Origin of the sequence: Microbacterium fluvii (assembly GCF_025515205.1) — a bacterium.
Taxonomy (GTDB): Bacteria; Actinomycetota; Actinomycetes; order Actinomycetales; family Microbacteriaceae; genus Microbacterium; species Microbacterium fluvii.
In genome coordinates, this window is the sequence record NZ_JAOPFX010000002.1 from 453,333 (window position 1) to 476,081 (window position 22,749).

At 69.8% G+C, this 22,749-nt stretch carries 23 protein-coding genes; 15 read left to right on the forward strand and 8 right to left on the reverse strand.

Features of this window, described 5'->3' with window-relative positions; all coding sequences use genetic code 11:
* Positions 1–7 precede the first annotated feature (7 nt).
* From OAW74_RS10750 to OAW74_RS10760, 3 genes are read left to right on the forward strand one after another with little or no spacing between them, the layout of a single operon-like run.
* Positions 8–1,195, forward strand: coding sequence for a fumarylacetoacetate hydrolase family protein (locus tag OAW74_RS10750; RefSeq protein WP_262874357.1), 1,188 nt, complete (start codon positions 8–10; stop codon positions 1,193–1,195).
* Between the two features lie 53 nt (positions 1,196–1,248).
* Positions 1,249–2,244 (forward strand): LacI family DNA-binding transcriptional regulator, encoded by a 996-nt coding sequence (locus tag OAW74_RS10755; RefSeq protein WP_262874358.1) that lies wholly within the window; start codon positions 1,249–1,251, stop codon positions 2,242–2,244.
* 20 nt (positions 2,245–2,264) lie between these two features.
* The gene (locus OAW74_RS10760) at positions 2,265–3,791 is read left to right on the forward strand and encodes an aldehyde dehydrogenase family protein (protein ID WP_262874359.1); all 1,527 of its coding nucleotides are present in this window, start codon (positions 2,265–2,267) and stop codon (positions 3,789–3,791) included.
* A 35-nt stretch (positions 3,792–3,826) separates the two neighbouring features.
* On the opposite strand, the gene OAW74_RS10765 is transcribed toward OAW74_RS10760, so the two are convergent.
* Complete coding sequence (locus OAW74_RS10765) at positions 3,827–4,369, reverse strand: Dps family protein (RefSeq protein WP_262874360.1); 543 nt, start codon at positions 4,367–4,369, stop codon at positions 3,827–3,829.
* Between the two features lie 178 nt (positions 4,370–4,547).
* Here OAW74_RS10765 and OAW74_RS10770 point away from each other — a divergent pair, with 178 nt between their 5' ends.
* From OAW74_RS10770 to OAW74_RS10785, 4 genes are all read left to right on the forward strand, one after another.
* Positions 4,548–6,242, forward strand: a complete 1,695-nt coding sequence (locus OAW74_RS10770; protein ID WP_262874361.1) for an MDR family MFS transporter — start codon at positions 4,548–4,550, stop codon at positions 6,240–6,242.
* Between the two features lies 1 nt (position 6,243).
* Positions 6,244–6,696 (forward strand): MarR family winged helix-turn-helix transcriptional regulator, encoded by a 453-nt coding sequence (locus OAW74_RS10775; protein ID WP_262874362.1) that lies wholly within the window; start codon positions 6,244–6,246, stop codon positions 6,694–6,696.
* 76 nt (positions 6,697–6,772) lie between these two features.
* Positions 6,773–7,183 carry a DUF4383 domain-containing protein gene (locus OAW74_RS10780; RefSeq protein ID WP_262874363.1) on the forward strand — a complete coding sequence of 137 codons (411 nt, stop codon included), beginning with the start codon at positions 6,773–6,775 and terminating at the stop codon, positions 7,181–7,183.
* 26 nt (positions 7,184–7,209) lie between these two features.
* A complete protein-coding gene (locus tag OAW74_RS10785; protein ID WP_262874364.1) occupies positions 7,210–7,716 on the forward strand; it encodes a hypothetical protein in 507 nt (168 codons plus the stop codon).
* A gap of 44 nt (positions 7,717–7,760) precedes the next feature.
* On the opposite strand, the gene OAW74_RS10790 is transcribed toward OAW74_RS10785, so the two are convergent.
* From OAW74_RS10790 to OAW74_RS10805, 4 genes are read right to left on the reverse strand one after another with little or no spacing between them, the layout of a single operon-like run.
* Positions 7,761–9,677, reverse strand: coding sequence for a glycoside hydrolase family 127 protein (locus OAW74_RS10790; protein WP_262874365.1), 1,917 nt, complete (start codon positions 9,675–9,677; stop codon positions 7,761–7,763).
* Positions 9,674–10,570 carry a carbohydrate ABC transporter permease gene (locus tag OAW74_RS10795; protein WP_262874366.1) on the reverse strand — a complete coding sequence of 299 codons (897 nt, stop codon included), beginning with the start codon at positions 10,568–10,570 and terminating at the stop codon, positions 9,674–9,676. The genes OAW74_RS10790 and OAW74_RS10795 overlap by 4 nt, the downstream gene beginning before the upstream one ends.
* Before the next feature lie 3 nt (positions 10,571–10,573).
* Positions 10,574–11,482 carry a carbohydrate ABC transporter permease gene (locus tag OAW74_RS10800; RefSeq protein WP_262874367.1) on the reverse strand — a complete coding sequence of 303 codons (909 nt, stop codon included), beginning with the start codon at positions 11,480–11,482 and terminating at the stop codon, positions 10,574–10,576.
* A gap of 54 nt (positions 11,483–11,536) precedes the next feature.
* A complete protein-coding gene (locus OAW74_RS10805; protein WP_262874368.1) occupies positions 11,537–12,838 on the reverse strand; it encodes an ABC transporter substrate-binding protein in 1,302 nt (433 codons plus the stop codon).
* A 175-nt stretch (positions 12,839–13,013) separates the two neighbouring features.
* On the opposite strand from OAW74_RS10805, the gene OAW74_RS10810 reads away from it, so the two are divergent.
* Both OAW74_RS10810 and OAW74_RS10815 read left to right on the forward strand, forming a co-directional pair.
* Complete coding sequence (locus tag OAW74_RS10810; RefSeq protein WP_262874369.1) at positions 13,014–14,039, forward strand: LacI family DNA-binding transcriptional regulator; 1,026 nt, start codon at positions 13,014–13,016, stop codon at positions 14,037–14,039.
* A 30-nt stretch (positions 14,040–14,069) separates the two neighbouring features.
* Positions 14,070–15,266, forward strand: a complete 1,197-nt coding sequence (locus tag OAW74_RS10815; RefSeq protein WP_262874370.1) for a sensor histidine kinase — start codon at positions 14,070–14,072, stop codon at positions 15,264–15,266.
* 6 nt (positions 15,267–15,272) lie between these two features.
* Here OAW74_RS10815 and OAW74_RS10820 read toward each other — a convergent pair whose 3' ends face one another.
* Entirely contained in the window at positions 15,273–16,118 is an 846-nt protein-coding gene (locus OAW74_RS10820; protein ID WP_262874371.1) for an SDR family NAD(P)-dependent oxidoreductase, read from the reverse strand.
* Between the two features lie 163 nt (positions 16,119–16,281).
* Between OAW74_RS10820 and dctP the strand changes: the two genes are divergently transcribed.
* On the forward strand, positions 16,282–17,337 hold the full coding sequence (gene dctP, locus OAW74_RS10825; protein ID WP_262874372.1) for a TRAP transporter substrate-binding protein DctP: 1,056 nt from the start codon (positions 16,282–16,284) through the stop codon (positions 17,335–17,337).
* A gap of 48 nt (positions 17,338–17,385) precedes the next feature.
* On the opposite strand, the gene OAW74_RS10830 is transcribed toward dctP, so the two are convergent.
* On the reverse strand, positions 17,386–17,970 hold the full coding sequence (locus tag OAW74_RS10830; RefSeq protein ID WP_262874373.1) for an IclR family transcriptional regulator: 585 nt from the start codon (positions 17,968–17,970) through the stop codon (positions 17,386–17,388).
* Positions 17,971–17,973: 3 nt separating this feature from the next.
* Positions 17,974–18,726 carry an IclR family transcriptional regulator gene (locus OAW74_RS10835; RefSeq protein WP_262874374.1) on the reverse strand — a complete coding sequence of 251 codons (753 nt, stop codon included), beginning with the start codon at positions 18,724–18,726 and terminating at the stop codon, positions 17,974–17,976.
* 173 nt (positions 18,727–18,899) lie between these two features.
* On the opposite strand from OAW74_RS10835, the gene OAW74_RS10840 reads away from it, so the two are divergent.
* Genes OAW74_RS10840 through OAW74_RS10860 form a run of 5 tightly spaced genes read left to right on the forward strand, consistent with a single transcriptional unit; the run spans position 18,900 to position 22,744 of the window.
* Positions 18,900–19,487, forward strand: a complete 588-nt coding sequence (locus OAW74_RS10840) for a TRAP transporter small permease (protein ID WP_262874375.1) — start codon at positions 18,900–18,902, stop codon at positions 19,485–19,487.
* A 3-nt stretch (positions 19,488–19,490) separates the two neighbouring features.
* Entirely contained in the window at positions 19,491–20,771 is a 1,281-nt protein-coding gene (locus OAW74_RS10845) for a TRAP transporter large permease (RefSeq protein ID WP_262874376.1), read from the forward strand.
* Between the two features lie 16 nt (positions 20,772–20,787).
* A complete protein-coding gene (locus OAW74_RS10850; RefSeq protein ID WP_262874377.1) occupies positions 20,788–21,225 on the forward strand; it encodes a type II 3-dehydroquinate dehydratase in 438 nt (145 codons plus the stop codon).
* Positions 21,222–22,121, forward strand: coding sequence for a shikimate dehydrogenase (locus OAW74_RS10855; RefSeq protein WP_262874378.1), 900 nt, complete (start codon positions 21,222–21,224; stop codon positions 22,119–22,121). The genes OAW74_RS10850 and OAW74_RS10855 overlap by 4 nt, the downstream gene beginning before the upstream one ends.
* A complete protein-coding gene (locus tag OAW74_RS10860; protein ID WP_262874379.1) occupies positions 22,118–22,744 on the forward strand; it encodes a TetR/AcrR family transcriptional regulator in 627 nt (208 codons plus the stop codon). Before OAW74_RS10855 ends, OAW74_RS10860 begins: the two co-directional genes overlap by 4 nt.
* Positions 22,745–22,749 lie beyond the last annotated feature (5 nt).

The following is a 22,749-nucleotide window of genomic DNA, read 5'->3' on the forward strand; positions in this document are numbered from 1 at the left end:
GTCGCACATGCCTGTCACCGACCATTGGCTCCCGTCGCTCGACCGGGGGCTGCCGACCGACGCCGCCGACGCGCTGCTGGTCGGTCGCGTCTGGGACCCGCGCCATCAGGGGCCGACCCCGGTCGTCGTCCTCGACGGCGAGGTGCGTTCGCTCGCGCCGCGGCACGCGACGATCAGCGACCTCGTGGAGCAGCGCGATCCCGTCGCGGCGGCCGAGGCCGCAGCCGCAGAAGTGATCGGTCCCCTCGCGGAGATCTACGCGAACACCGCGTTCGACACGCGTGATCGCGCGCGGCCGTGGCTGCTCGCGCCGCATGATCTGCAGGCCGTCAAAGCCGCGGGCGTGACCTTCGCGGTCTCGATGATCGAGCGAGTGATCGAAGAGCGGGCCCGCGGCGACCTCGACGCCGCAGCGCACCTGCGTGCGACGATCCTCGATCGGATCGGCGGCGATCTGCGCGGCATCCGGCCGGGTTCGCCCGCCGCGGCTGAGCTCAAGGAGTTCTTCATCGGCGAGGGTCTGTGGTCGCAGTACCTGGAGGTCGGCATCGGTCCCGATGCCGAGATCTTCACGAAGGCGATGCCCCTCTCCTCGCGGGGCACCGGAGAGCAGATCGGTGTGCTCTCGACCTCGACGTGGAACAATCCGGAGCCCGAAGTCGCGCTCGTGGTCGCATCGGACGGCCGGGCGGTGGGGGCCACGCTCGCGAACGACGTGAACCTTCGCGACGTCGAAGGGCGCAGTGCTCTGCTGCTGCCCAAGGCGAAGGACAACAACGCCTCTTGCGCGACAGGGCCCTTCATCCGGCTCTTCGATGAGGGGTTCGGCATCGATGATGTGCGCGCCATGGAGGTCTCGGTCTCGGTTGCGGGCGTCGACGGATTCACGATGGTGGCATCGTCCGACATGCGGCAGATCAGTCGTGATCCCCTCGAGCTGGTCCGTCAGCTCATCGGCCCTCACCACCAGTACCCCGACGGTGCGATTCTCATGATGGGCACGCTGTTCGCGCCGATCGAGGACCGCGATGCCCCCGGCAAGGGGTTCACCCATAAAGTGGGTGACGTCGTCTCGATCCGCTCCGAGCAGCTGGGCACCCTCACCGATGTCGTGGCGCACAGCGAGGAGTGCGAGCCGTGGACGTTCGGCCTGAGTGCCTTCATGCGCAACCTGTCGGCGAGAGGACTGCTGTGACCGACGACGAAGAAGCCCCTCCGCCGCGCAGAACACGGCGGAGCACCCGCACAGTGACCATCGACGAGGTCGCCGCGCTCGCCGGAGTGTCTCCGTCGACGGTGTCGCGCGCGATCCGCAACCCCGATCAGGTGTCGGAGGCGGCCTATGAAGCAGTCATGCGTGCAGTCGACGAGACCGACTATGTGCCCAACAGGGCTGCCGCCAACCTCGCGTCCAACCGCAGCGGCACCGTCGCCGCCGTCATGCCCGCGATGTCGTACTCCGTCTTCGCCGACACCGTGCACGGCCTCGAAGAGGTGCTGACAGAGGCCGGCATCCACCTCTTCATCGGCACCACCGGATACGACCTCACCCGGGAGGAGCAGCTCGTGCGCGCCTACCTGGGGCGACGGCCCGATGGCATCGTCATGGTGGGTGCGTCGCACACCGAAGCGGTGCGGCAGCTTCTCGGCCGCGCCCGGATCCCCATCGTCGAGACGTGGGACTGGACCACCGACCCGATCGACTCGCTCGTCGGATTCTCCAACGGCGACGCCTTCGCGGCCATGGCGGACTACATCGTCGAGGCCGGCTACCGCCACCCCACCTTCGGCGGCTGGATCATGGGCGGCGACTCCCGCGCCCAGGCACGTCTGGACGGGTTCCGTCAGCGCATCGTTCAGCTGCTTCCCGACGAGCCGGTGCGCATCATCGACACCCGCGAGCGCGGCATCAGCGTAGACGCCGGGAGCTGGCTGCTCGACCACGCACTCGAGCAGTACCCCGAGACCGACGTCCTGGTCTGCGCGAGCGACATCTTCGCGACGGGCGCGGTGCTGCGCGCGGCCGGCCGCGGACTCGCGGTGCCCGCAGACATCGCCGTCACGGGCTTCGGCGACTTCGAGGTGAGTCGGTTCCTGCATCCGTCACTCACGACCATCCAGACGCCGAATGCCAGCATCGGGCGCCGTGCGGGACAGATCCTGCTCGAGCGGATCGCCGACTCGCACGCGCCGGCGGTCACGGTCGACCTCGGCTTCACCCTCATCCCGCGCGAGAGCGCCTGAACCACGCCGATCGAGGAGAAATGACCCCGACCCTTTCGACAACCGATCCCCGCACCGGAGTCGTCGCCGACACCGGCATCGCCCCGACGTCGGACCACGCGGTCGACGCGATCGTGGAAGCCGCCGTGGGCGCGGCCGAACAGCTGGAGGGGTTCGACCGCCACTGGCGCGCCGATCTGCTCGACGCGATGGCCGCGGCGCTGGAAGAGCGCAGGCAGCTCCTGGTTGACATCGCCATGGCCGAGACCGGTCTGGGGGAGCCCCGACTGCAGGCTGAGCTGACACGCACGGTGTACCAGCTCCGGCTCTTCGGCGACGCAGTGCGCGAAGGAGGCTACCTGGAGGCGGCGATCGACCACGCCGGCGACACCCCGATGGGCGCACAGCCGGACGTACGAAGGATGCTGGTGCCGATCGGTCCCGTCGCGGTCTTCGGATCGAGCAACTTCCCCTTCGCCTTCTCCGTGCCCGGGGGTGACACCGCGGCCGCCATCGCGGCCGGCAATCCCGTGATCGCAAAGGCGCACAGCGCGCATCCGCTCACGTCGCAGGCGAGCTTTGCGGCTCTCTCGGCGGGCGCAGATCGGGTCGGCGCCCCGGCGGGCACGGTGAGCATCGTCTACGGTCAAGCGGCGGGCAGTCGGCTCGTGGCCCACCCCGGCCTGAGCGCCGTGGGCTTCACGGGGTCGCTGGGCGCAGCCAGCCGGCTGCAGGAACTCATCGCCCAGCGCGAGCGGCCGATCCCGTTCTACGGCGAGCTGCAGAGCATCAATCCGATGATCGTGACTTCGGCCGCACTGCACGCGCGCGGAGCTGACATCGCCAAGGGGCTTGCCCTGTCGGTCACGGGTTCGGGCGGGCAGCTCTGCACGAAGCCGGGCATCGTCCTGCTGCCTCGCGGCGCGGCGGCGGACGAGTTCGCACGCGCTCTCGTCGATGAGATGTCGTCTGTCGAGGCGAGCGCCCTGCTCAACGAGCGCGTCCTCACGTCGTTCCGCGAGTCCGAGTCCGAGCTCGAAGCAGCCCGTGGCACCACCTCGCTGCTGGGCAGCTCCGGCGCCCCTGCCTCCGCAGGCGAGGGGTTCTTCGTCGAGCCCCGAGTGCTGCGCGTACCCGCGGCCGAGATCACAGAGGAGCACACCGTGGAGGCATTCGGCCCTCTGGTCGTGCTCGTGGACTACGACACCACCGCACAACTCCTCGGTGCGCTTGATGTCGTTCCGGATTCGCTGACGATCAGCGTCCACTCCGAGGCAGACGAAGCCTCGCAGGTTGCGGGGATCCTTCCTCGACTGACTGCCACGGCGGGTCGTGTGGTCTTCGATGGATTCCCCACCGGGGTGCGGGTTTCGTGGGCACAGCACCACGGCGGGCCGTGGCCGGCGACGAATTCGATCCACACGTCCGTGGGCGTCACCGCGATCCGGCGCTTCTTGCGCCCGCTGGCATGGCAGAACGCCCCTGAGCAGCTGCTCCCGACGGAACTGCGCGACGACTACCTGGGTGTGCCGCGTCGCGTCGACGGGGTGCTTCACCTACCGAGCTGACGTCGCCGTCATCGTGGTGCGGCGCAGTCGGGGCCTCAGGCGCTCCGGGGCGTGCGGTTCTCGGCGCTGATCATCCACGCGAACTGCTCGAGCTTCTCGATGACCTCGTGCAGGATGTCGGCGCTCGTCGGGTCTTCCTCGTCCACAGCGTCGTGCACCTCGCGGCAGGTGGCCACGGTATCTTCCAGGCGCACGGTGACGAGATCGATCACCTCGCTGGTGGCGATCTCACCGTGCGGGAACTCGGGCAGCGTCGTGGTCGCCGCGATGGTGTCGCTGCGCCCGTCGGGCAGTGCGTGCAGCGCGCGCATGCGCTCGGCGATCGTGTCGCTGAACTCGCGGGCCGCGTCGATGATCTCGTCGAGCTGCAGGTGAGTGTCGCGGAAGTTCGGGCCGACGACGTTCCAGTGCGCCTGCTTGCCCTGGGAGGCGAGCTCGATGACGTCGACGAGCACCCTCTGCAGGTTATCGCTGAGCGCCTTGCTCGCGGAGAAGCCGCTCTCGGCGTTCTGCTCGTCGGTCAGCCGGGCTCCGCGGGCGGGCTTGCGCTTGTTCTTGGTCGTGGTGCTGGTTGCCATGCTCCGACGGTACGGGGGGCCGAACCTGCCCAGCCGGGGATTGCGCCGCACCTGCGGCGGTGCTAACCCCGCGTCGCAGGGCACGCGAATTGGTTGACTCAAGGCAATAGTTGACTTTGCGCAACGAGAGTCGTATGGTTGACGCCGATCAACCAAATTTCGTAGGAGCATTCCGCCTTTGTCTGTCACCACTTCTCCCGCCGTAGAGACCGCGCGGTCGCACCGTGAGGTGTTCACCGCGATCTCCGGCCTCGTCATGGGCATGTTCGTCGCCGTCGTCTCGGGGACACTCGTCTCGACGTCGATGCCCGTCATCGTCTCCGACCTGGGCGGCGACCAGTCCGCCTATACCTGGGTCATCACCGCGAGCCTGCTCGCGACCGGCGTCTCGACCCCGATCTGGGGCAAGCTCGCCGACCTCGTCAACCGCAAGGCGCTGCTGATGATCGCGCTGAGCCTGTTCACGGTCGGCACGGTCGTCGCCGGCTTCTCCACCAGCACCTCGATGCTCATCGGCGTGCGCGTCGTTCAGGGCTTGGGCGCCGGTGGCCTCATGTCGCTCGTGATGATCGCGATCGCCCTCATCATCTCGCCGCGCGAGCGCGGCAAGTACATGGGCGTCGTCGGCGGCATCATGGCGCTCGCCACCATCGGCGGTCCACTGCTGGGCGGCGTGATCACCGACGCCTGGGGCTGGCGGGCGAACTTCTTCGTCAGCGTGCCCATCGCGATCGTCGCGCTGTTCATGATCCACAAGACCCTGCACCTGCCCAAGCCCTCGGCTGGCAAGGTCACGATCGACTACCTCGGCGCGGTGCTGCTGGCCGTGGGCGTCTCGACGCTGCTGATCTGGGTGTCGATGGGCGGCAGCCAGTTCGAGTGGGACTCGATGACCAGTTACGTGCTGGTCGCCATCGCGGCCGTCGGCATCGTCGCGTTCGTCATCACCGAGCTGCTGGTCTCGGAGCCCATCGTGCCGATGACGCTGTTCAAGAACCGCACGTTCACCCTTTCGGTGATCGCCTCGATCGCCATCGGCGTTTCGATGTTCGCGACCTCGGTATTCCTCGCTCAGTACTTCCAGCTCGCCCGTGGCGCGACCCCGACCGAGTCGGGCCTCATGACGATCCCCATGATCGTCGGCCAGATGGGCGCCTCGATCCTCATCGGCCAGCTGGTGAGCCGCTTCGGCAAGTGGAAGGGCTACATGGTGCTGGGCTCGGTGCTCAACATCGTGGGCGTGACCCTGATGTCGACGCTGCGCTACGACACCCCGTTCGTGTGGGTCTCGGTCTACATGTTCGTGCTGGGCGCGGGGCTCGGCATGGTGATGCAGAACCTCACCCTCATCGTGCAGAACGACACCCCCGCCGCCCAGCTGGGAGCGGCGAGCTCGAACGTGAACTTCTTCCGCACGATCGCCGGCACCATCGGCGTCACGATCATGAGCTCGACCCTGGCCACCCAGGTGCAGGAGCACGTGACCAACGGCTTCAGCAACTTCGTGCCGCAGTCGCAGGAAGAGATCGATGCGCTCACCGGGCTCTCGTCCGGCAACATCCCCGTGGTCAGCGCTCTGCCCGAGCGTATCCGCGAGATCGTCGAGGCCGCCTACGGCCACGGCATCGCCGACGCCTTCATCATCGCCATTCCGCTGGCCGTCATCGGGCTCATCGCACTGCTGTTCGTCAAGAACAAGCCGCTGTCGACCAAGAACGCCGCCGAGACGCTGGCAGAAGAGGCCGAAGAGGTGCTGATCGATGTCGCCGAGACCCGTGCCGGAGGCGCGGCGACCGCGTCGATCGCACTGGCCGAGGCCGACCGCGAGCTCGGGCAGCAGCATCCGTCGCGCGAAGAGCAGACGACGCGCTGACATGAGCGCGGCAGTCGGGGTGGACAGCGAGGCCGAAGAGGCGATTCTCGAGCTCGAGAGCGGGATGAACCTCGTCTTCCGCCGGGCGAGCATCGCCTGGAAGGAATCGGCCGCGCTGATCCACCCCGAACTGCAGCCGAGCGGCTACAAGCTGCTCGCGCATGTGGTGCGCATGGGCACGTGCAACGCGCACCAGCTCGCCGAGCTGTTCGACATGGACAAGTCGGTCATCAGCCGACAGATGCGCCAGCTCGAAGAGCTCGACCTCATCCGCTCCGTGCCCGACGAGCGCGACGGGCGGCTGCGGGTGCTCACCCCCACCGATGAGGCGCGCGCGGCGCTCGCGCACGTACGGGAGTGCAATGCGGCGCGCATGCGCCGAGTGCTCGAGACGCTCGACGCCGACGAGATCCGCACCTGCGCCAAAGTGTTCCGCAGTCTCGCGGAGGCCTGAGCGCCGCCCATCCGATTCGCACACGGCTCCGAACACCTTCTCGAGCGGCATTCGCCGCGCACCTGAGGAGGAAACAATGAGCTCGTCACCGAACCGTCTCGTCGCCGTGATCTTCGGCGCCGTCTACCTGCTGGTGGGCGCCCTCGGCTTCGCCGTCACCGGCGGCGTCTCGTTCCTCGCCACCGAGGGCGGCCTGCTGCTGGGCATCTTCATGGTCAACCCGCTGCACAACATCGCGCACCTGCTCATCGGCGCCGCGCTGCTGGTGGCCGGGCTGATCTCGGTGAAGGCCGCCAAGACGACCAACACCGTCGTCGGCGCCGCCTACCTGCTGCTGGGCATCGTCGGGTTCTTCCTCGTGGGAACCGCCGCCAACGTGCTCGCACTGAACACCTTCGACCACTTCCTGCATCTGGCCAGCGCTCTGCTGCTGCTGGGCGTGGGTCTGGGGGCCGAGCGCACACAGACCCGGTCGGCCGTCGCGTGATCGACGGCCTGATTCGGGACTGACGGATGCTGCGCACCTGGCCCGCCCTGTTCGCCTTCGGTGCGGGTCTGCTGCACCTGGCGGCCGGGGCGGCCGTGGTGCACGGCGGCGGTGCCTCGACGGCGGCGGTGCTCTGCGCGCTGATCGTCGTCGGGGCTGCGGAACTGATCTGGGCGGGGGCCTCGCTGCACGCGGGCAGGCCGCGGCGCCCACGACTCGCGGTCGGCGCGGCAGCGGCAGCGCCCGTGTGGGGGGCCGCGGCGCTCGCCGTCGGATGCTCGCCGATCGCGATCGCGGCGGCATCGGGCTTCGCTGTCACAGCGGGCGCGATGACCGCACGCGGCTGGGGGGAAAGGGCGCGTCGGGCGGCGAGCGGAGGGAGCGCCGCCCGACGTGCTCATCCGGCGGTCGCCTGGACGATCGCCGGTGCTCTGGTGGTCGCCGCCGTCGCGACGCCGGCGCTGGCGACGACCACCGCGGGCCTGTCGGCCGTGCACGACCATGGTGGGAGCACCGATCCGCATGGCCACTGACTGCGGTCGCTGACGCCCCCTCGCACCCTCGCCCTCTCGCGTGCTCACCCTCGAGGGATCCAGACGCGCATGGTCGAGGGGCCGCGGCGGGCCCACGCTCGGTAGGGAACGACCCGCACTTCGGCGATCTCGCCGCGCGCTGCGTCGGCATGAGCGTCGTACGGCCAGTCGTCCGACTCGATCGCGAGCGCCCGCACGGGCAGCACCACCGCGCCGTCGCGCTCGGCGGGCTCGCCGACGGCCACGACCGTCGAGACGTCGGCGGCGCCGAGCGCCTCGAGGTCGACGGACTCGAGGGCGAACACCTCCGGTCCGCGTTCGACCGCGACGCATCCGCGCACGGCATCGATGCGCGCATCAGGTTCGGTGAGCCGGGGCGCGAGCGGCAAGCGCAGCTCGACGACGTCGCCCCGGCGGAACGCGCGGTGCACCCGCGCGACGCCGGGCTCGACGGGCTGCGACTGCGCGCCCGCGACCTCGATGGACGCCCCCTCCGCCCATGCCGGCACACGCAGGCTCAGCGTCCAGGCCTCGTCGGGCGAGTCTTCGACGACGACGCGCACCAGGCCGGCGGCCGGGTAGTCGGTCTCGACCCGCAGCGCGATCTCGCGACCGTCGTCGAGCGTCGTCGCCACGCGCGAGGGCGCGTATTGGTGCAATTGGATGCCGTCGGCATCGGCCGTGGCGAGGTACGCGCCGAGGCTCGCGAGCGTGCGGGCGACGTTCGGCGGGCAGCACGAGACCTCGAACCACGGCGCCCGCAGCGCCGACCCCGCCCGCGGCGAGGTGGAATCGGGGTCGACCGGCGTTCCGGGCACACGCTGATGCAGGGTGTTGGCGTAGTAGAAGGCGCGGCCGTCGTCGCTCGGCGAGGTCGCGATGACGTTGAAGAGCGTGCGCTCGATGAGATCGGCGTAGCGCACGTCGGCGCTGTGCAGCAGCATCCGCCACGAGAACATGATCGAGCCGACGCCGGCGCAGGTCTCGGAGTAGGCGCGGTCGGGCGGCAGCTCCCAGTCGGCGCCGAACGCCTCGTCCTGGTGGTGCGAGCCCTGGCCGCCGGTGAGATAGGTGCGACGGGCCACGGTGGTGCGCCACTGTCGCGCGAGCGCGTCGAGCAGCTCTGCATCGTCGCTTTCGACCGCGACGTCGGCGGCGCCGGCGGAGAGGTAGTTGGCGCGCACCGCGTGGCCGCGCAGCACCTCGGCGTCGCGCACGGGGACGTCGTCTTGGAAGTACGAGCGTCCCCACTCGATGTCGTGCAGCAGACCGTGGCCGTGGCGGTCGACGAACAGGCGCGCCTGCGCGAGGTAGCGGGGCTCGCCGAGGGCCCGACCGAGCTCGGCGAGGCCCACTTCGACCTCGGCATGCCCGCAGATCGCCTCGCGTGCGCCCTCGCCGAACTCGCGGCACACGAGGTCGGCCGCGCGGCGGGCGATGCCGACGAGCCCGTCGTCGGCATCGGGCCGCGTGCGCACGCGGGCGACCGCCGCCTGGAAGAGATGCCCGAGGCAGTAGAGCTCGTGACCCCACTCCAGATCCGACCACCGCGGCTGCTGGCCCGGTCGGCCGAAGTTCGTGTTGAGGTAGCCGTCGGCCTCTTGGGCCGCGCCCACCCGTGCGACCACCTCTCGGAAGCGCCGCTCGAGTGCCGCGTCGTCGCTGCGCCCGATCTCCCATGCCATCGCCTCGAGGTACTTGTAGATCTCGGAGTCGGCGAACTCCCGCCCCCGACGCCCCTCGGGAAGGGTGCCGGCCGCGGCGCGGTCGAAGTTGGGCAGCCACCCCTCGCTCTCGAGGCGGTCGCCGATGTGGGCGATCGTCGCCTGCGCGTTGACCACCTGGCGCTCACCCCAGAAGCCGCCGACGATCTGCACCTCGTCGAGCCCCAGCGGGCGCAGCGCCCCGCGCGAGGGCGCGACCGGGGCGACGGGGGTGGGTCGTGTCGAAGTCATCGTCATCCCTTGAAGGCGCCGGACATGAAGCCGCGGACGTAGTGCCGCTGCAGGATCAGGAAGAGCAGGATGCAGGGCAGCGCCAGCACGACGACGCCCGCCTCGGTGGCCCCGTAGTCGATGACGCCCTGCACCTGCACGCGGAGGTTCGCCACCGCCAGCGGCAGCGTCATGCGGTTCGTGTCGGTGATGAGGATGAGCGGCGCCATGAAGTCGTTCCACGCCGCCAGGAACGCGAACATGCCCACCGTGATGAGCCCGGGCTTGACGGCGGGAATGAGCACGCGCCACAGGGCGCCGAAGCTCGACGCCCCGTCGACGAGCGCCGCTTCGTCGAGCTCGCGGGGGATCGACTCGAACGAGATGCGCATCATGAACATCGAGAACGGCAGCTGGAACATCGTGAGCACCACGGCGACGCCCACGAGCGAGTTGCTCAGTCCGACCGCGTTGAGGATCACGTACAGCGGGATCAGCAGGGTGGCGTACGGCACCATCAGGATCGCGAGCACCGTGAGGAACAGCACATTCTTGCCGGGGAAGCTGAAGCGGGCGAACGCGTAGCCGCCGAAGGTCGAGACCACGAGGGTCAGCAGCACCGTCAGCAGCGACACGAACGCCGAGTTGCCGAGATACACCCAGATGCCCGCCTGGTAGTTCGCCAGGGCCGCGTAGTTGCCCAGGCCCCAGCCCTCGGGCTGGCTCGTGCCCGGGCGAGGGGCGACCGACGATACCGCCGTCCAGATGAGCGGGTAGAGGAACATGATCGCCAGCGCCGTCGTCAGGACGGCGTAGGGGATGCCGAAGGCGACGTGGCCTCGGGGCCTGCGGCGGCCTGCATGCCGCCGAGATTCCTCGACCCGGATGAGGTCGGTGGCGGGAAGCGTCTGCGTCGACATGGATCAGCTCTCGTCGGGGCGGCGGAACGCGCGCAGCTGGAAGATGTTGATGACGATGAGGGCCAGCAGCACGATCACCGACAGCGCCGCGGCCACCCCGAGATCGTTCTGCCCCTGGAAGGCCACGTTGTAGATCAGCTGCACGATCGTCATCGTGCTGTTGTCGGGGCCGCCCTTGGTGAGGATGTAGAACTGCTCGAAGGCCAGCAGCGACCCTGTGACGCACAGCACGATCGTCAGCGCGAAGGTGGGTCGCAGCAGCGGCACCGTGATGCCGCGGAAGGTCTGCCACGCCGACGCCCCGTCGATGCGGGCCGCCTCGTAGACATCGTCGGGGATCGCCTGCAGGCCTACGAGCATGAGCAGCATGTAGAAGCCCGCGTACCGCCAGACGATGAGGAACACCGTCGACCACAGGGCGCCTTCGGGGGTGCCGAGGAAGGTGAAGCCCCATGCCTGCATGAGGTCGGCGAAGGGGCCGGCGTAAGGGGAGTAGAGCACGTAGAAGAGGAGGGATGCCGAGGCCAGCCCGAGCGCGCTCGGCACCAGGAACGAGGTGCGCAGGATCGACTTCCACCGCGTCGATTCCTGCACGAGCAGCGCCAGGGCGAGGCCGAGGCCCACCAGCAGCACCGTGGTGATCACGGTGTACTTCAGGGTGAACCAGATCGAGTCCCAGAAGAGCCGGTGGTCGACGGCATCCGCGTAGTTCTCGGGGAAGTTCCACCCCCGGTTGCCTGCCAGCAGCGGCCAGTCCGACGCCGACATCTGCAGCACCAGCCCGAGCGGCACGAGGAAGACGAAGACGACGAACAGCAGCGTCGGCGACGAATACAGCCAGCCCTGGATCGCGTCACGCCGCGCTCGGCGCGATCGGCGTGCGCGGGGTGCGGCCGCGGTGGTGGTGTGCATGCTCTCTCCGGGGGAGTCGGGCGGTGGCGCGGATCCGCGCCACCGCCCGGGCGGTCACTGACCGAGGATGTCGGTGATGCCGTCGTTGTCGGCGTCCACGGTGTCGGTGCCTTCGAGCACGGCGTTGCGCACCAGCGTCAGCCAGGGGCTGCCGGGGGCGTTGAATGCCTGCTGGAAGTTCATCGCCACCGGGGTGTCGCCCTGCCCTGCCACCTGGTTGATCGTCACCAGGCGCGGGTCTTTCGACGCGTACTCGTTGTCGGCGAAGTCGGCACGCGAGACGACGTCGTTGTTCTTCGCGAGCACGCCCACCTGGGCGTCTTCCGACATCAGCCACGTGAGGAAGTTCCACGCCTGCGCCGACTTCTTCGAGTCCTTCGAGATGCCGATGCCGTCGCCGCCGACGAAGGTCGAGGCTCCGCCGTCGACACCGGGGATGCCGGCCACGCCCGCATCGAACGGCGTCGACGACAGCAGCGTCGCGGGGTAGAACATCAGGCCCACGTTGCCCTCGGTGAACCCGGCGGTCCAGGTCGGGCCCGCCTCATCCTGCGAGCTGGGCAGAACGGCGCCCGACTCCCACAGGTCGCGCCACGTCGAGTAGACCTCCTTGGCGGCGTCTCCCGCCAGGAGCGACTCGGTGCCATCGTCGCTGAGCACCTCTTCGCCGGATGCCCAGATGCTCGGGAACCACGTGAACACGAGGCACCCGCCGCAGTTGAGCCCCGTCGCGGTGCCGTACACGCCGTCCTTGTCGAGCGCCTGGATCTTCTTGGCCGCATCGGCGAACTCGGCCATGGTCGCCGGCGCCTTCTCGGGGTCGAGACCGGCCTCGGTGAACAGCTCCTTGTTCCAGAACAGCATCGACAGGTCGAGCACGAACGGCAGTACGTGCTCCTTGCCGTCGGAGGTGCCCGCCGCGAGGTGCCCCTTGTTGATCTGGTCCTTGTAGTCGAGGGCGTCGATCTGGGCCGTGATGTCTTGGAAGAGCCCCTGCTCGACCCAATTGGGCACGTAGACGATGTCGGCGGCGAACAGGTCGGGCAGGCCGTTCGCGCCGGCGGCGGCACCGACCTTGGCGACATAGTCGTCGTTGGGCACGACCGTCAGCTCGACCTGGTTGTCGTGGGTCGCGTTGTAGGCGTCGACCAGCAGGTTCGCCTGCTTCTCGAGCGGCGCGCGCGTCCACAGGGTCAGCGTCGAGCCGTCGTCGACGCCGTCGCCCGACACCGACTCGGCGGGTGCGGCCGTCTGGCCGCCGCCGGAGCAGGCGGCCATCCCGCCGATGAGTGCTCCGGTGGTGATGATCGCCGCGAGCGACCGCGTCAGGGCGCGTCGGCGTGGCTGCGTTGTCATGCTTTCTCCTCTTGCTCGTCATTGAGCGGAAGCGCGAGCTGCGGACCGCTGGGCAGGGCTTCGAGATTCCGAAAACTACGAAATCCCTTTCGGGACGGTATCGTGCATGTCGGGAAGCGGTCAAGAGTTCCAACCGATAACGTTTACGGAACGCCCGAGCAGAGGAGGTCGCGCCATGTCGTCCAACGACTCCGCATCGCGCGCGGCGACCCTGAGCGATGTCGCTCAGCGTGCCGGAGTATCGATCGCGACGGCGTCCAAAGCCCTCAACGGTCGAGGCGATGTCGCTCCCGCGACCCGCACGCGCGTGCTCGAGGCCGCCGAGGCGCTCTCGTTCACGCCGAATGCGATGGCCAGGGGCCTGCTCGCCGGCCGCACCGGCACCGTGGGACTTCTCACGAGCGACCTCGAGGGCCGCTTCATGATCCCGATCCTGATGGGCGCGGAGGATGCGTTCGGCGCCGGCCAGGTGAACGTCTTCCTCTGCGACGCCCGCGGCGATGCCATCCGCGAGCAGCATCACCTCAAGGCGCTGCTGAGCCGCCGCGTCGACGGCATCATCGTCGTGGGGCGCCAGACAGACCCGCGCCCGTCGCTGGGGCAGGACATCCCGGTTCCGGTCGTCTACGCCTACGCGCCCTCCGACGACGCCCGCGACCTCTCGCTCACGCCCGACAACTATGCGGGCGGGCGCCTGGCGATCGAGCACCTGCTGGCCTGCGGGCGCACCCGTATCGCGCACGTCTCGGGCGACCCGGCCTACGCGGCGGCGCAGGACCGGCTGGCCGGCGCGAGAGCAGCGCTCGAATCGGCAGGACTCGAGCTGATCGGGCAGCCGATGTTCTCGGAGTGGTCGGAGCAGTGGGGGCGCGACGCCGCCGCGATGCTGCTCGGGCAGCATCCCGAGATCGATGCCGTCTTCTGCGGCTCGGATCAGATCGCCCGCGGCGTGCTCGACACCGCGCGCGATCTCGACCGCAGCGTGCCCGACGACCTCGCCGTGATCGGCTACGACAACTGGGAGCTGCTGGCGTTGAACTCCCGCCCCGAGCTGACGAGCATCGACGCCAACCTCCAGCAGCTCGGGCGGCAGGCCGCGCAGCGCGTGTTCGATGCCATCGACGGGGTCGACATCGGCGAAGGCACCCACCACCTGCCGGTGCGGCTCGTGATCCGCGGCTCGACGATCGCGCGACGCTGATCACCGTCGCCGCGCGGGTAGGGTGACGGGGTGGGTGCTGAATCTTCCGCTGCGGTGATCACCGTCGACGACATCGCGCGCCGTGATGCGATCGCCGACTACGGACTGATCGGCGCAGCTCCGGAGGCCGACCTGCAGGGCATCGTGCGACTGGCGGCGACGGTGTGCGACGTCGACACGGCGGTCGTCAATCTCATCGACGACCGATCGCAGCATCAGGTCGCCGCGATCGGCTTCGAGCCGTCGGTGTGCGCCCGCGAGGACTCGATGTGCGCGGTCGTGCTGCAGCATCCGGGTCGCGTCATCGTGAGCGACGCGAGCGTCGACGAGCGCTTCGCGCAGAACCCGTTCGTCACGGGGCGCTTGGGGCACGTGCGGTTCTACGCGTCGAGCCCGCTCGTCACCCCCGACGGCGTCGCGATCGGCACGCTGTGCGTCTTCGGCGAGGAGCCCGGCGACCTCGACGCGGCCCAGAGCGCGGCGCTCGACCTGCTGGCGCACCAGGTGGTCGACGTGATCGAGCTGCGGCGCATCACCCGCGAGCTCGAGCGCTCCAACGAGCAGCTCGCCCGCTTCGCGGGGCAGGTGAGCCACGATCTGCGCAATCCGCTGACGGCTCTCGCCGGCTTCATCGAGCTGGCCGTCGACGACCCCGAGATGGATGCCGCCCCCTCCGCCGCCCGTTCGCTCGCGCGCGCCGAGGCCGCCGCCGACCGCATGGCCGACATGCTCAGCGACCTCTACGAGTTCGCGCGCCTGGGCGGCGCGCAGCCGCGGCACGAGCAGGTCGAGCTGGCCGAGGTGGTGCGGTCGGCCCTCGACGACCTGCAGACCGTGATCGCCGAGGCAGGGGCCGTCGTCGAGGTCGACGCGCCGATCAGGGTGGCGGGCGACGCGACCCTGCTGCGCGCCCTCTTTCAGAACCTCATCGCCAACGCCGTCAAGTTCAGCGCCGCCTCCGGGGCGACCCCGCGTGTCGAGGTGCGCGTCGAGCCCGCCGCCGGCGCGTGGCGCATCACGGTCGACGACAACGGCCCCGGTATCGCCGTCGACGAGCGCGAGCGCGTCTTCGGGCTCATGCAGCGCGGCGGCACCCGTGAGGCGGCGGGTCTGGGCATCGGCCTGTCGACGTGCCGCACGATCGTGCAGGCGCACGGCGGCCGCATCGGCATCGACGAGTCGCCCGCCGGCGGCGCGCGCGTCTGGGTGATGCTCCCCGCGCAGTGAGCGGGCTCAGGCCCCCGCACGACCCGTGAAGTGGTCCATCGACGAATAGACCTTGAACACGCGGGCCGCGATGACATCCCAGGCGCGCGTGGGCAGCACGCCGCGCAGGGCCATGCCGAACTTCACGGTCCACGGCTTGTTGACGACGGGCTTGGCCGCCAGCATGCCGCGCCAGGCCGCATCCGTCGCCTGCTCGGGCGTCATGATGGGCGTCAGCAGCGGCCCGCGGGCGCCCGCGAACATGCCGGTGGAGACATAGCTCGGGCAGAACACCGTCACCCCGACGTGCCGATGGCCGGCCCGGGCGAGCTCGAGTCGCATCGACTCGCTCCAGCCGATGAGGGCCCACTTCGATGACGCGTAGACGCTCATGTTGGGGTTGGCGAGGGTGCCGGCCGCCGATGCGATGTTGAGGATCCGCTGCGGGCGCGAGGTGTCGGCCATCATGTCGGGCAGCACCTCGCGGGTGAGCCACATCGGCGCGAGCGTGTTGATGCGCATCGTCAGTTCGGTGTCGCGCACCTGATCGTGCTCCCAGAAGGGCGCCCCGCGCACAATGCCGGCGTTGTTGATCAGGATGCTGGGCGCACCCAGGTCGGCGCGCGTCTGCGCGATGCCCTCGCGGATGCTGTCGAGCTGCGACACGTCGACCCGATACGCGCGGGCGTCCGCACCGACGGTGGACAGCTCGTCGGCCAGGCGCCGGGCCTCCTCGCCGTCGATGTCCCACAGCGCGATCGCCCGTGCCCCCTCGGCCGCCGCGCGCCGCGCATAGATCGCGCCCATGCCGCGGGCTGCTCCCGTGATCAGCACCGTCGCCCCGCGCATGGGGTTCGCCGCATCCGTGGTCATCTCTCTCCTTCGAAATCGTCCAGCGACCACCCTAGGGCCGCGACGGCTGTTCCATTCGACGGGACGTCGCTAGGCGATCGTGAGGGGCTGCATCAGAGTCGCACCACCACGAGCCGCGTGCCGGCGACCCGCGTCGGCACCGCGAAACCAGAGGAGAACTCACATGGGTACACGCCGCACGACGCGCGGAGGCATCGCCGCCGCGTCGGCGCTCGCCGCAGCCGCCCTGATCGTCACCGGCTGCTCCGCGGGCACCACCCCCGAAGGCGACGCCACCGAGGGCGCCGCCGAGAACAGCCCCGTCACGCTGTCTGTCGCCACCAGCCAGAACGAGCAGACCCCGAATTACTACTGCGGCGTCGAGCTGCTCAAGGAGAGGCTGGAGTCGGCCGACATCGGCTTCACGGTCGAGCTCTACCCGGCCAGTCAGCTCGGCCCCGACGCCGACCGCTTCCCGCAGGTGCAGGCCGGCGACATCGACATCGATCTGCAGGGGGCCTCAGCGCTGAGCGCCACCTTCGAGCCGATCGGCGTCGTCGACGCCGCCTACGCCTTCGACAACGTCGACCACGCGTTCAAGTGGATCGACGAGGGCTCGGCCGACCTGTTCGGGCAGTTCCAGGAGGCCACCGGCGTGCACATCGTCGACGGCTGGTTCTTCGGCAACCGCACCTTCACCACGAAGGACGTCGAGGTGCACAGCCCCGACGACCTCGCCGGCGTGCCGATCCGCTTCCCGAACTCGCCGCAGTTCCTCGCCAACGCCGAGGCGCTCGGGGTCACCAACCCGGTCTCGGTCGCCGTCGAAGAGGTCTACACGGCCCTCCAGCAGGGCATCGCGGTCGGCCAGGAGAACCCCATCGTCGCCACGCGCTCGTCGAGCTACGACGAGGTGCTCAACACGGCGGTGCTCAACGACCACAACGTCGGCATCCACTGGATCCTCGTCAGCGGCAAGACCTACGAGAAGCTCAGCGAAGAGCAGACGGCGCTCCTGGAGAAGACCATCCACGAGATCCGCCCCGAGAACGCGGCCTGCGTCGACGAGGCGACCGAGGAGATCCTCGACGAGTACCGCGAGAACTCCGCGTTCACCGTGATCGAGCAGGACGACATCGACATGGACGCCTTCATCACCAAGGCCGAGACCTACTTCGAGGGCTACTTCACCGGCGACGCGCTGGCCGCCTACCAGGCGATCCGCGCGATGGCCGGCTGACCCGACGGCACGACGGGCGGGGCGGATGCTGACAGCATCCGCCCCGCTTCACGTGCGCGGCGCGCGCAGCCGCTGACCGATCATCGCGGCCGCGCGCCGAACGAGCGGGGCGAGGCGGTCGGGGTGGAAGTCCGACCTGTCGGCTTCTGCGGCGATCTCGAGGCGTGCGATCTCGGCACCGGAGCGGGCGGGCACGGCGGAGCCGACCGCGGGTGCCCCACCGGCGATCCTGCTGCCGACGGCGGGGGTCCTGGCGGTCTCGACCCGCCCTCGGGCGACGGCGATCACGACGCGCTCGACGTCGTCTGCCACCGTGAGCCGCACAGTCTCGCCCGTCGCGTCGCGCAGCTCGGTCATCACCGGCAGAGCCGCCGCCCGCAGTCGCCGGGGCAGGTCGACCGCGCGGCCCAGGTCGTGCAGGCGCGCGCCGACGTAGAGCCTGCCCTCGTCGCGCTCGAGCAGCCCTTCGGCGACGAGGTCGGCGGCGATGCGCGACACGGTCGACTTGGGCAGGTTCGCGCGGCGGGCGAGCTCGCTCACGCCGATGCCGTCGTCGCCCGCGTCGAAGGCGTCGAGCACGGCCGTCACGCGGTCGAGCACCGTGACCTGCTCGGTCCACCCTGCGGTGCGCACGGCTCAGGCCGCAGCCAGGCGCCGGGCGAGCTGCACCGATGCCGCCCGCACGAGCGGCGCGACCCGCTGCGCGTCCATGCCGTCGCTCGGGCCGGCCAGCGACAGAGCGCCCAGCACGATGCGGTCGGCAGACAGCACGGGGCTCGCGACGGCGGCGATGCCGGGGAAGGCCACCCCGTGATCGGTCGCGACGGCGCTGGCGCGCACCGAGTCGAGCTCGCCGCGGAACCGGCGGGCGGCATCGCGCACGAGGGGCGCGCTCACCCGCTCGACGACGGCGGGGTCGGCGCAGAACGCCAAGTAGGCCTTGCCGCTGGCGGTGGTCAGGGCGGGGGAGCGCATGCCGGCGCGCGTGGGCAGCATCGGCAGGCGCCCCGCGACGGCGGCGAGCGAGACCATCTCGGTGCCGTGGTGCACCCACAGCCCGACGCGCTCGCCCGTCGTCTCGCGCAGCTGCGCCATGATCGGCGCGGCCGCAGCCCGCAGCCGCCGGGGAAAGCTCGCCCGAGCGCCGTATTCAAACAGCCGCAGTCCTAGCGCGACGCCCCCCTCGGCGCGGCCGAGGTAGCGCTGCTCGACCAGGCCGGCGACCAGCCGCGACACGGTGGACTTGGGCATGCCGGTGCGTGTGGCCAGCTCGGTGACAGAGATCACTCCGCCCGAGGCCTCGACGGCGTCGAGCAGAGACAGGATGCGCCCGAGCACCGAGCCCGGTTCGCTCGTGGGGGCGGGGGTCGTTCCGGGAGAGCTCGACATCGAGGAGTCCTTTCGCGAGCGGGTCCCCATCGACCCGCTTGGCGTCGAACGTACTGGTTAGTACGTTCCGTCGCAACACCCCCCCGACACCCGTTGCGCCATCGTGATCTCGGGTGTCCCATTCGGCGAAACTCGGCTTGGCCACAGCGCCCGTTCGCCGCAGAGTCGCAGGCATGAGCGACGAGAACGAGACCGACGAGTCGATCTACGGTCACACCGACACGGTCTTCACGGCCCCCCAGCGCGACCGCGGAGTGCCACCGGATCCGCTGGTGCTGCGCGTGCTGTCGCACATCGAAGTGACCGTGGCCGTCGTGCTGTTCGCATTCATCTTCGTCGGCGTCATGTACCAGGTGCTCGGCCGCTACGTTCCGGCGATGGGCTGGGTGGGCGCCGGCGAGATGGCCCTGCTGTCGATGATCGCGCTGACCTTCATCACGACGGGCTATCTCGTCGGGCGCAACGGACACGTCGTCATCGAGGTGTTCGACGGGATGCTGGCGGGCACCAGGCTCTTCGTCGCGCTGCGGGTCGTCTCGGCCGTCGTCATGGCGGCCACCTCGCTCGCCCTGGCCTACGAGGCCTGGGTCAAGATCGGCGCCGAGTGGGGGCGCTCGAGCGCCGCCGTGCACCTGCCGCTCGGGGTGCTGTACATCTTCGCGCTGGTCGGGTTCGTCTCGGCCGCCGTGCACTCGGTCTACAAGATCCCCTACACGAACCGCCCGGAGCGTCAGCTCGACATCTCCGAGATGGAGGGCTGAGGCATGGATCTCTGGCTCTACATCCTGCTGCTGGTCGCGCTGCTGCTGCTGCGGGTGCCCGTCGCCTTCGCGATGATCGCCGCCAGCATGCTGTACTTCTACACGAACGGGCTCTCGGCCGGCTACACGCTGACCTACATCGTCAACGGCATCAACAGCTTCCCGCTGCTGGCCGTGCCGCTGTTCATCTTCGTCGGCACGATCGCCAATCACCTCGGCATCGCAACGCGGCTCTACGACTTCGCCCGCGCCCTGCTGCCGCGGGTGCCAGGCAACCTCGCCTACGTCAACCTGGGCACGGCGATCGGGTTCTCGTGGATCAGCGGCTCGGCCCTGGCCGACGCCGCCTCCACGAGCAAGGTGCAGATCCCGCAGATGCTGAAGGCCGGCTACCCCTACGGCTTCTCCGCAGGACTCACCGCATCCGGTTCGCTCATGAGCACCGTCATGCCGCCGTCGATCCCCGCCGTGCTGTTCGCCGCGACGGCGTCGATCTCGACGGGGGCGCTGTTCGCCGGGTCGATCCTGCCGGCAGGACTCATGGCGCTGGGCCTCGCGCTCTACATCTTCATCTGGGTGAAGCTGCACCCCCAGGTCGCCGGCGGCAAGCCGTTCAGCGCCGCGATGCTGGGCAGGGCCTCGCTGCGGGTGCTGGGGCCCGCGATGCTTCCTGTGATCATCCTCGGCGGCATCTTCAGCGGCTGGTTCACACCCACCGAGAGCGCCGGGATCGCCGCGGCCTACATGCTGGTGCTGGGCCTGGTCTACCGCACGCTCACGTGGAGCACCTTCTGGCGGGCCGCGAAAGAGACCGTCGTGATCTCGGGCGGGATCCTGCTCATCCTCGGCGCCTCGAACCTCATGGGCCAGGTGCTCGCCCGCGAGCAGGTCTCGCGCAGCCTCGGCGAGTGGCTGACGACCCTCACCGAGAACCCGATCGTGTTCCTGCTGCTGCTGAACGTGCTGCTGATCCTGCTGGGGATCTTCCTCGAGGCGGCTCCCGTCATCCTCGTGCTCGTGCCGATCCTCATGCCGGTGGCCGCACAGTTCGGCATCGACCCGGTGCACCTGGGCGTCATCATGATCCTCAACCTGATGATCGGCTCGCTCACCCCGCCCGTGGGAGCGGTGCTGTTCGTCGTCGGTTCGATCACCCGCAGGCCCATGGGGGAGCTGTTCCGCGGCATCCTGCCCTTCCTCATTCCACTGGGCGCCGTGCTGCTGCTGCTCACCCTGTTCGAGCCGATCGTGACGATCGTGCCGACGCTGCTGGGCCTGCACTGACGACGAAGGAGCCGACATGAAGCTGTATGTGCTGAACGGACCGAACCTCGACATGCTGGGCCTGCGCGAGCCCGAGCTCTACGGCACGACGACCCTGGCCGACGTGCGGGCGGAGTGCGAGCGCGTGGCCGCCGAACTCGGCCACGAGCTTTTCTTCGCGCAGTCCAACGCCGAGCATCAGCTCATCGACTGGCTGCACGACGCGTTCCACGAACGCGCCGGGGTGGTCATCAACCCGGCCGGGCTGTCGTTCCGCTCGGTGCCGCTGCTCGACGCGCTGCGGATGCTGCCGACGCCCATCGTCGAGATCCACCTGACCAACATCCACGCCCGTGATGCCGCGCACCGCGACTCGCTCGTGTCGACGGTGGCGCGTACGGTGATCGCGGGGGCGGGCGCCTACGGCTACGAGCTGGCGATCCGGGCGGTCGACCGGCTGGCGGCCCCGGCGTGACGGCATCCGATCCGATCCCCCCGGCCGATCAGCCCGACGGCTATGTCGTCGGGCTGATCGGAGACGGCATCGGCCGCTCCTTGACCCCGCCGATGCACATGGTGGAGGCCGCCCGCCTCGGGCTCGACTACGACTACCGCATCTTCGACCTCATCGAGCTGGGCCTTCCTGCCGACGCCGTGGGCGGCCTGCTGGCCTCCGCCCGCGACCGCGGCTATGCGGCCATGAACGTCACCCACCCGTGCAAGCAGCTCGCCCTCGAGATCGTCGACGAGCTCGACGGCGACGCGCAGCGCCTGGGCGCCGTGAACCTCGTGGTGTTCGAGGGCGGCCGCATGACGGGCTGGAACACCGACTGGCTCGGCTACCGCGATGGCCTGCGCGAAGGGCTGCCCGACGCCGATCTCGGCGAGGTCGTGCAGCTCGGCTGCGGCGGTGCGGGGGCCGCGACGGCGTATGCGCTGCTGTCGAGCGGAGCCGAGCACCTCGTGCTGTCGGATGCCGACGCCGACCGCGCGGGAGCGCTCGCCGAGCGGCTGCAGGCGCTCTTCCCGGCGCAGCGCGTCTCGGCCGTCGTCGATGTCGACGCGCCCCTGGCCCGCTGCACCGGCGTCGTGCACGCGACTCCCACCGGCATGGCGCACCATCCAGGCATCGCCGTCGACCTCGACCTGCTCGCACGCGACGCGTGGGTGTCGGAGGTGGTCTACCGGCCCCTGCGCACCGAGCTCGTGCAGCGCGCCGAGGCCGCGGGGCGTCGGGTACTCGACGGCGGGCGCATGGCGGTGGGGCAGGCCGTCTCGAGCATGGAGATCATCACCGGGATCCGCGCCGATCGGCAGCGGATGCGGGAGCACTTCCTCGCGCTGATCGACGACGAGGAGCACGCCGGGTGACCACGATCACGACGCAGCAGGACATCCTCGATGTCGCGACCGCCGAGTTCGCCGCGCACGGGTTCGCCGGCGCCAGGGTCGACGAGATCGCCGCGCGCACCCGCACGACCAAGCGGATGATCTACTACTACTTCGCCTCGAAGGACGACCTGTATCTCGCCGTGCTCGAGCGGGCTTACGCCCACATCCGCGCCGTTGAGCGCGACGTGCGGGTGGCAGAGCTCTCACCGGCCGACGCGCTGCGCACGATCGCCGAGGCGACCTACGACCACCACACGACCCATCAGGAGTTCATGCGGCTCGTGAGCACCGAGAACATCCTGCGCGCCCAGCACCTGCGCCGGTCGCCGACGATCCTCGCCGAGAACTCGTCGGCCATCGGCGTGCTCGAGCAGGTGATCGCCCGCGGGGTGGCGACCGGCGACTTCCGCGACGACGTCGACGCGCTCGACGTGCACATGATGATCAGCGCCTACGCGTGCTTCCACGTCGCCAACCGCCACACCTTCGACGCGATCTTCGGCCGCGACATGCTCGACCCCGCGCTGCAGCCTGCGCACCGCGCGCTCATCGGCGACATGATCGTCGCGACGATGACGTGCCGGGCGCGAACGGGCGGATAGTCTGC

Excerpts from the sequence above, each read along its gene's own strand:
- OAW74_RS10780 (WP_262874363.1), top strand. The coding sequence starts at position 6,773 with ATGAGCTCGTCACCGAACCGTCTCGTCGCCGTGATCTTCGGCGCCGTC.
- OAW74_RS10835 (WP_262874374.1), bottom strand. The coding sequence starts at position 18,726 with ATGTCGAGCTCTCCCGGAACGACCCCCGCCCCCACGAGCGAACCGGGC.
- OAW74_RS10800 (WP_262874367.1), bottom strand. The coding sequence starts at position 11,482 with ATGCACACCACCACCGCGGCCGCACCCCGCGCACGCCGATCGCGCCGA.
- OAW74_RS10775 (WP_262874362.1), top strand. The coding sequence starts at position 6,244 with ATGAGCGCGGCAGTCGGGGTGGACAGCGAGGCCGAAGAGGCGATTCTC.
- OAW74_RS10805 (WP_262874368.1), bottom strand. The coding sequence starts at position 12,838 with ATGACAACGCAGCCACGCCGACGCGCCCTGACGCGGTCGCTCGCGGCG.
- OAW74_RS10820 (WP_262874371.1), bottom strand. The coding sequence starts at position 16,118 with ATGACCACGGATGCGGCGAACCCCATGCGCGGGGCGACGGTGCTGATC.
- OAW74_RS10845 (WP_262874376.1), top strand. The coding sequence starts at position 19,491 with ATGGATCTCTGGCTCTACATCCTGCTGCTGGTCGCGCTGCTGCTGCTG.
- OAW74_RS10810 (WP_262874369.1), top strand. The coding sequence starts at position 13,014 with ATGTCGTCCAACGACTCCGCATCGCGCGCGGCGACCCTGAGCGATGTC.
- OAW74_RS10795 (WP_262874366.1), bottom strand. The coding sequence starts at position 10,570 with ATGTCGACGCAGACGCTTCCCGCCACCGACCTCATCCGGGTCGAGGAA.
- OAW74_RS10850 (WP_262874377.1), top strand. The coding sequence starts at position 20,788 with ATGAAGCTGTATGTGCTGAACGGACCGAACCTCGACATGCTGGGCCTG.
- OAW74_RS10760 (WP_262874359.1), top strand. The coding sequence starts at position 2,265 with ATGACCCCGACCCTTTCGACAACCGATCCCCGCACCGGAGTCGTCGCC.
- OAW74_RS10840 (WP_262874375.1), top strand. The coding sequence starts at position 18,900 with ATGAGCGACGAGAACGAGACCGACGAGTCGATCTACGGTCACACCGAC.
- OAW74_RS10790 (WP_262874365.1), bottom strand. The coding sequence starts at position 9,677 with ATGACGATGACTTCGACACGACCCACCCCCGTCGCCCCGGTCGCGCCC.
- OAW74_RS10750 (WP_262874357.1), top strand. The coding sequence starts at position 8 with ATGCCTGTCACCGACCATTGGCTCCCGTCGCTCGACCGGGGGCTGCCG.
- dctP (WP_262874372.1), top strand. The coding sequence starts at position 16,282 with ATGGGTACACGCCGCACGACGCGCGGAGGCATCGCCGCCGCGTCGGCG.
- OAW74_RS10765 (WP_262874360.1), bottom strand. The coding sequence starts at position 4,369 with ATGGCAACCAGCACCACGACCAAGAACAAGCGCAAGCCCGCCCGCGGA.
- OAW74_RS10785 (WP_262874364.1), top strand. The coding sequence starts at position 7,210 with ATGCTGCGCACCTGGCCCGCCCTGTTCGCCTTCGGTGCGGGTCTGCTG.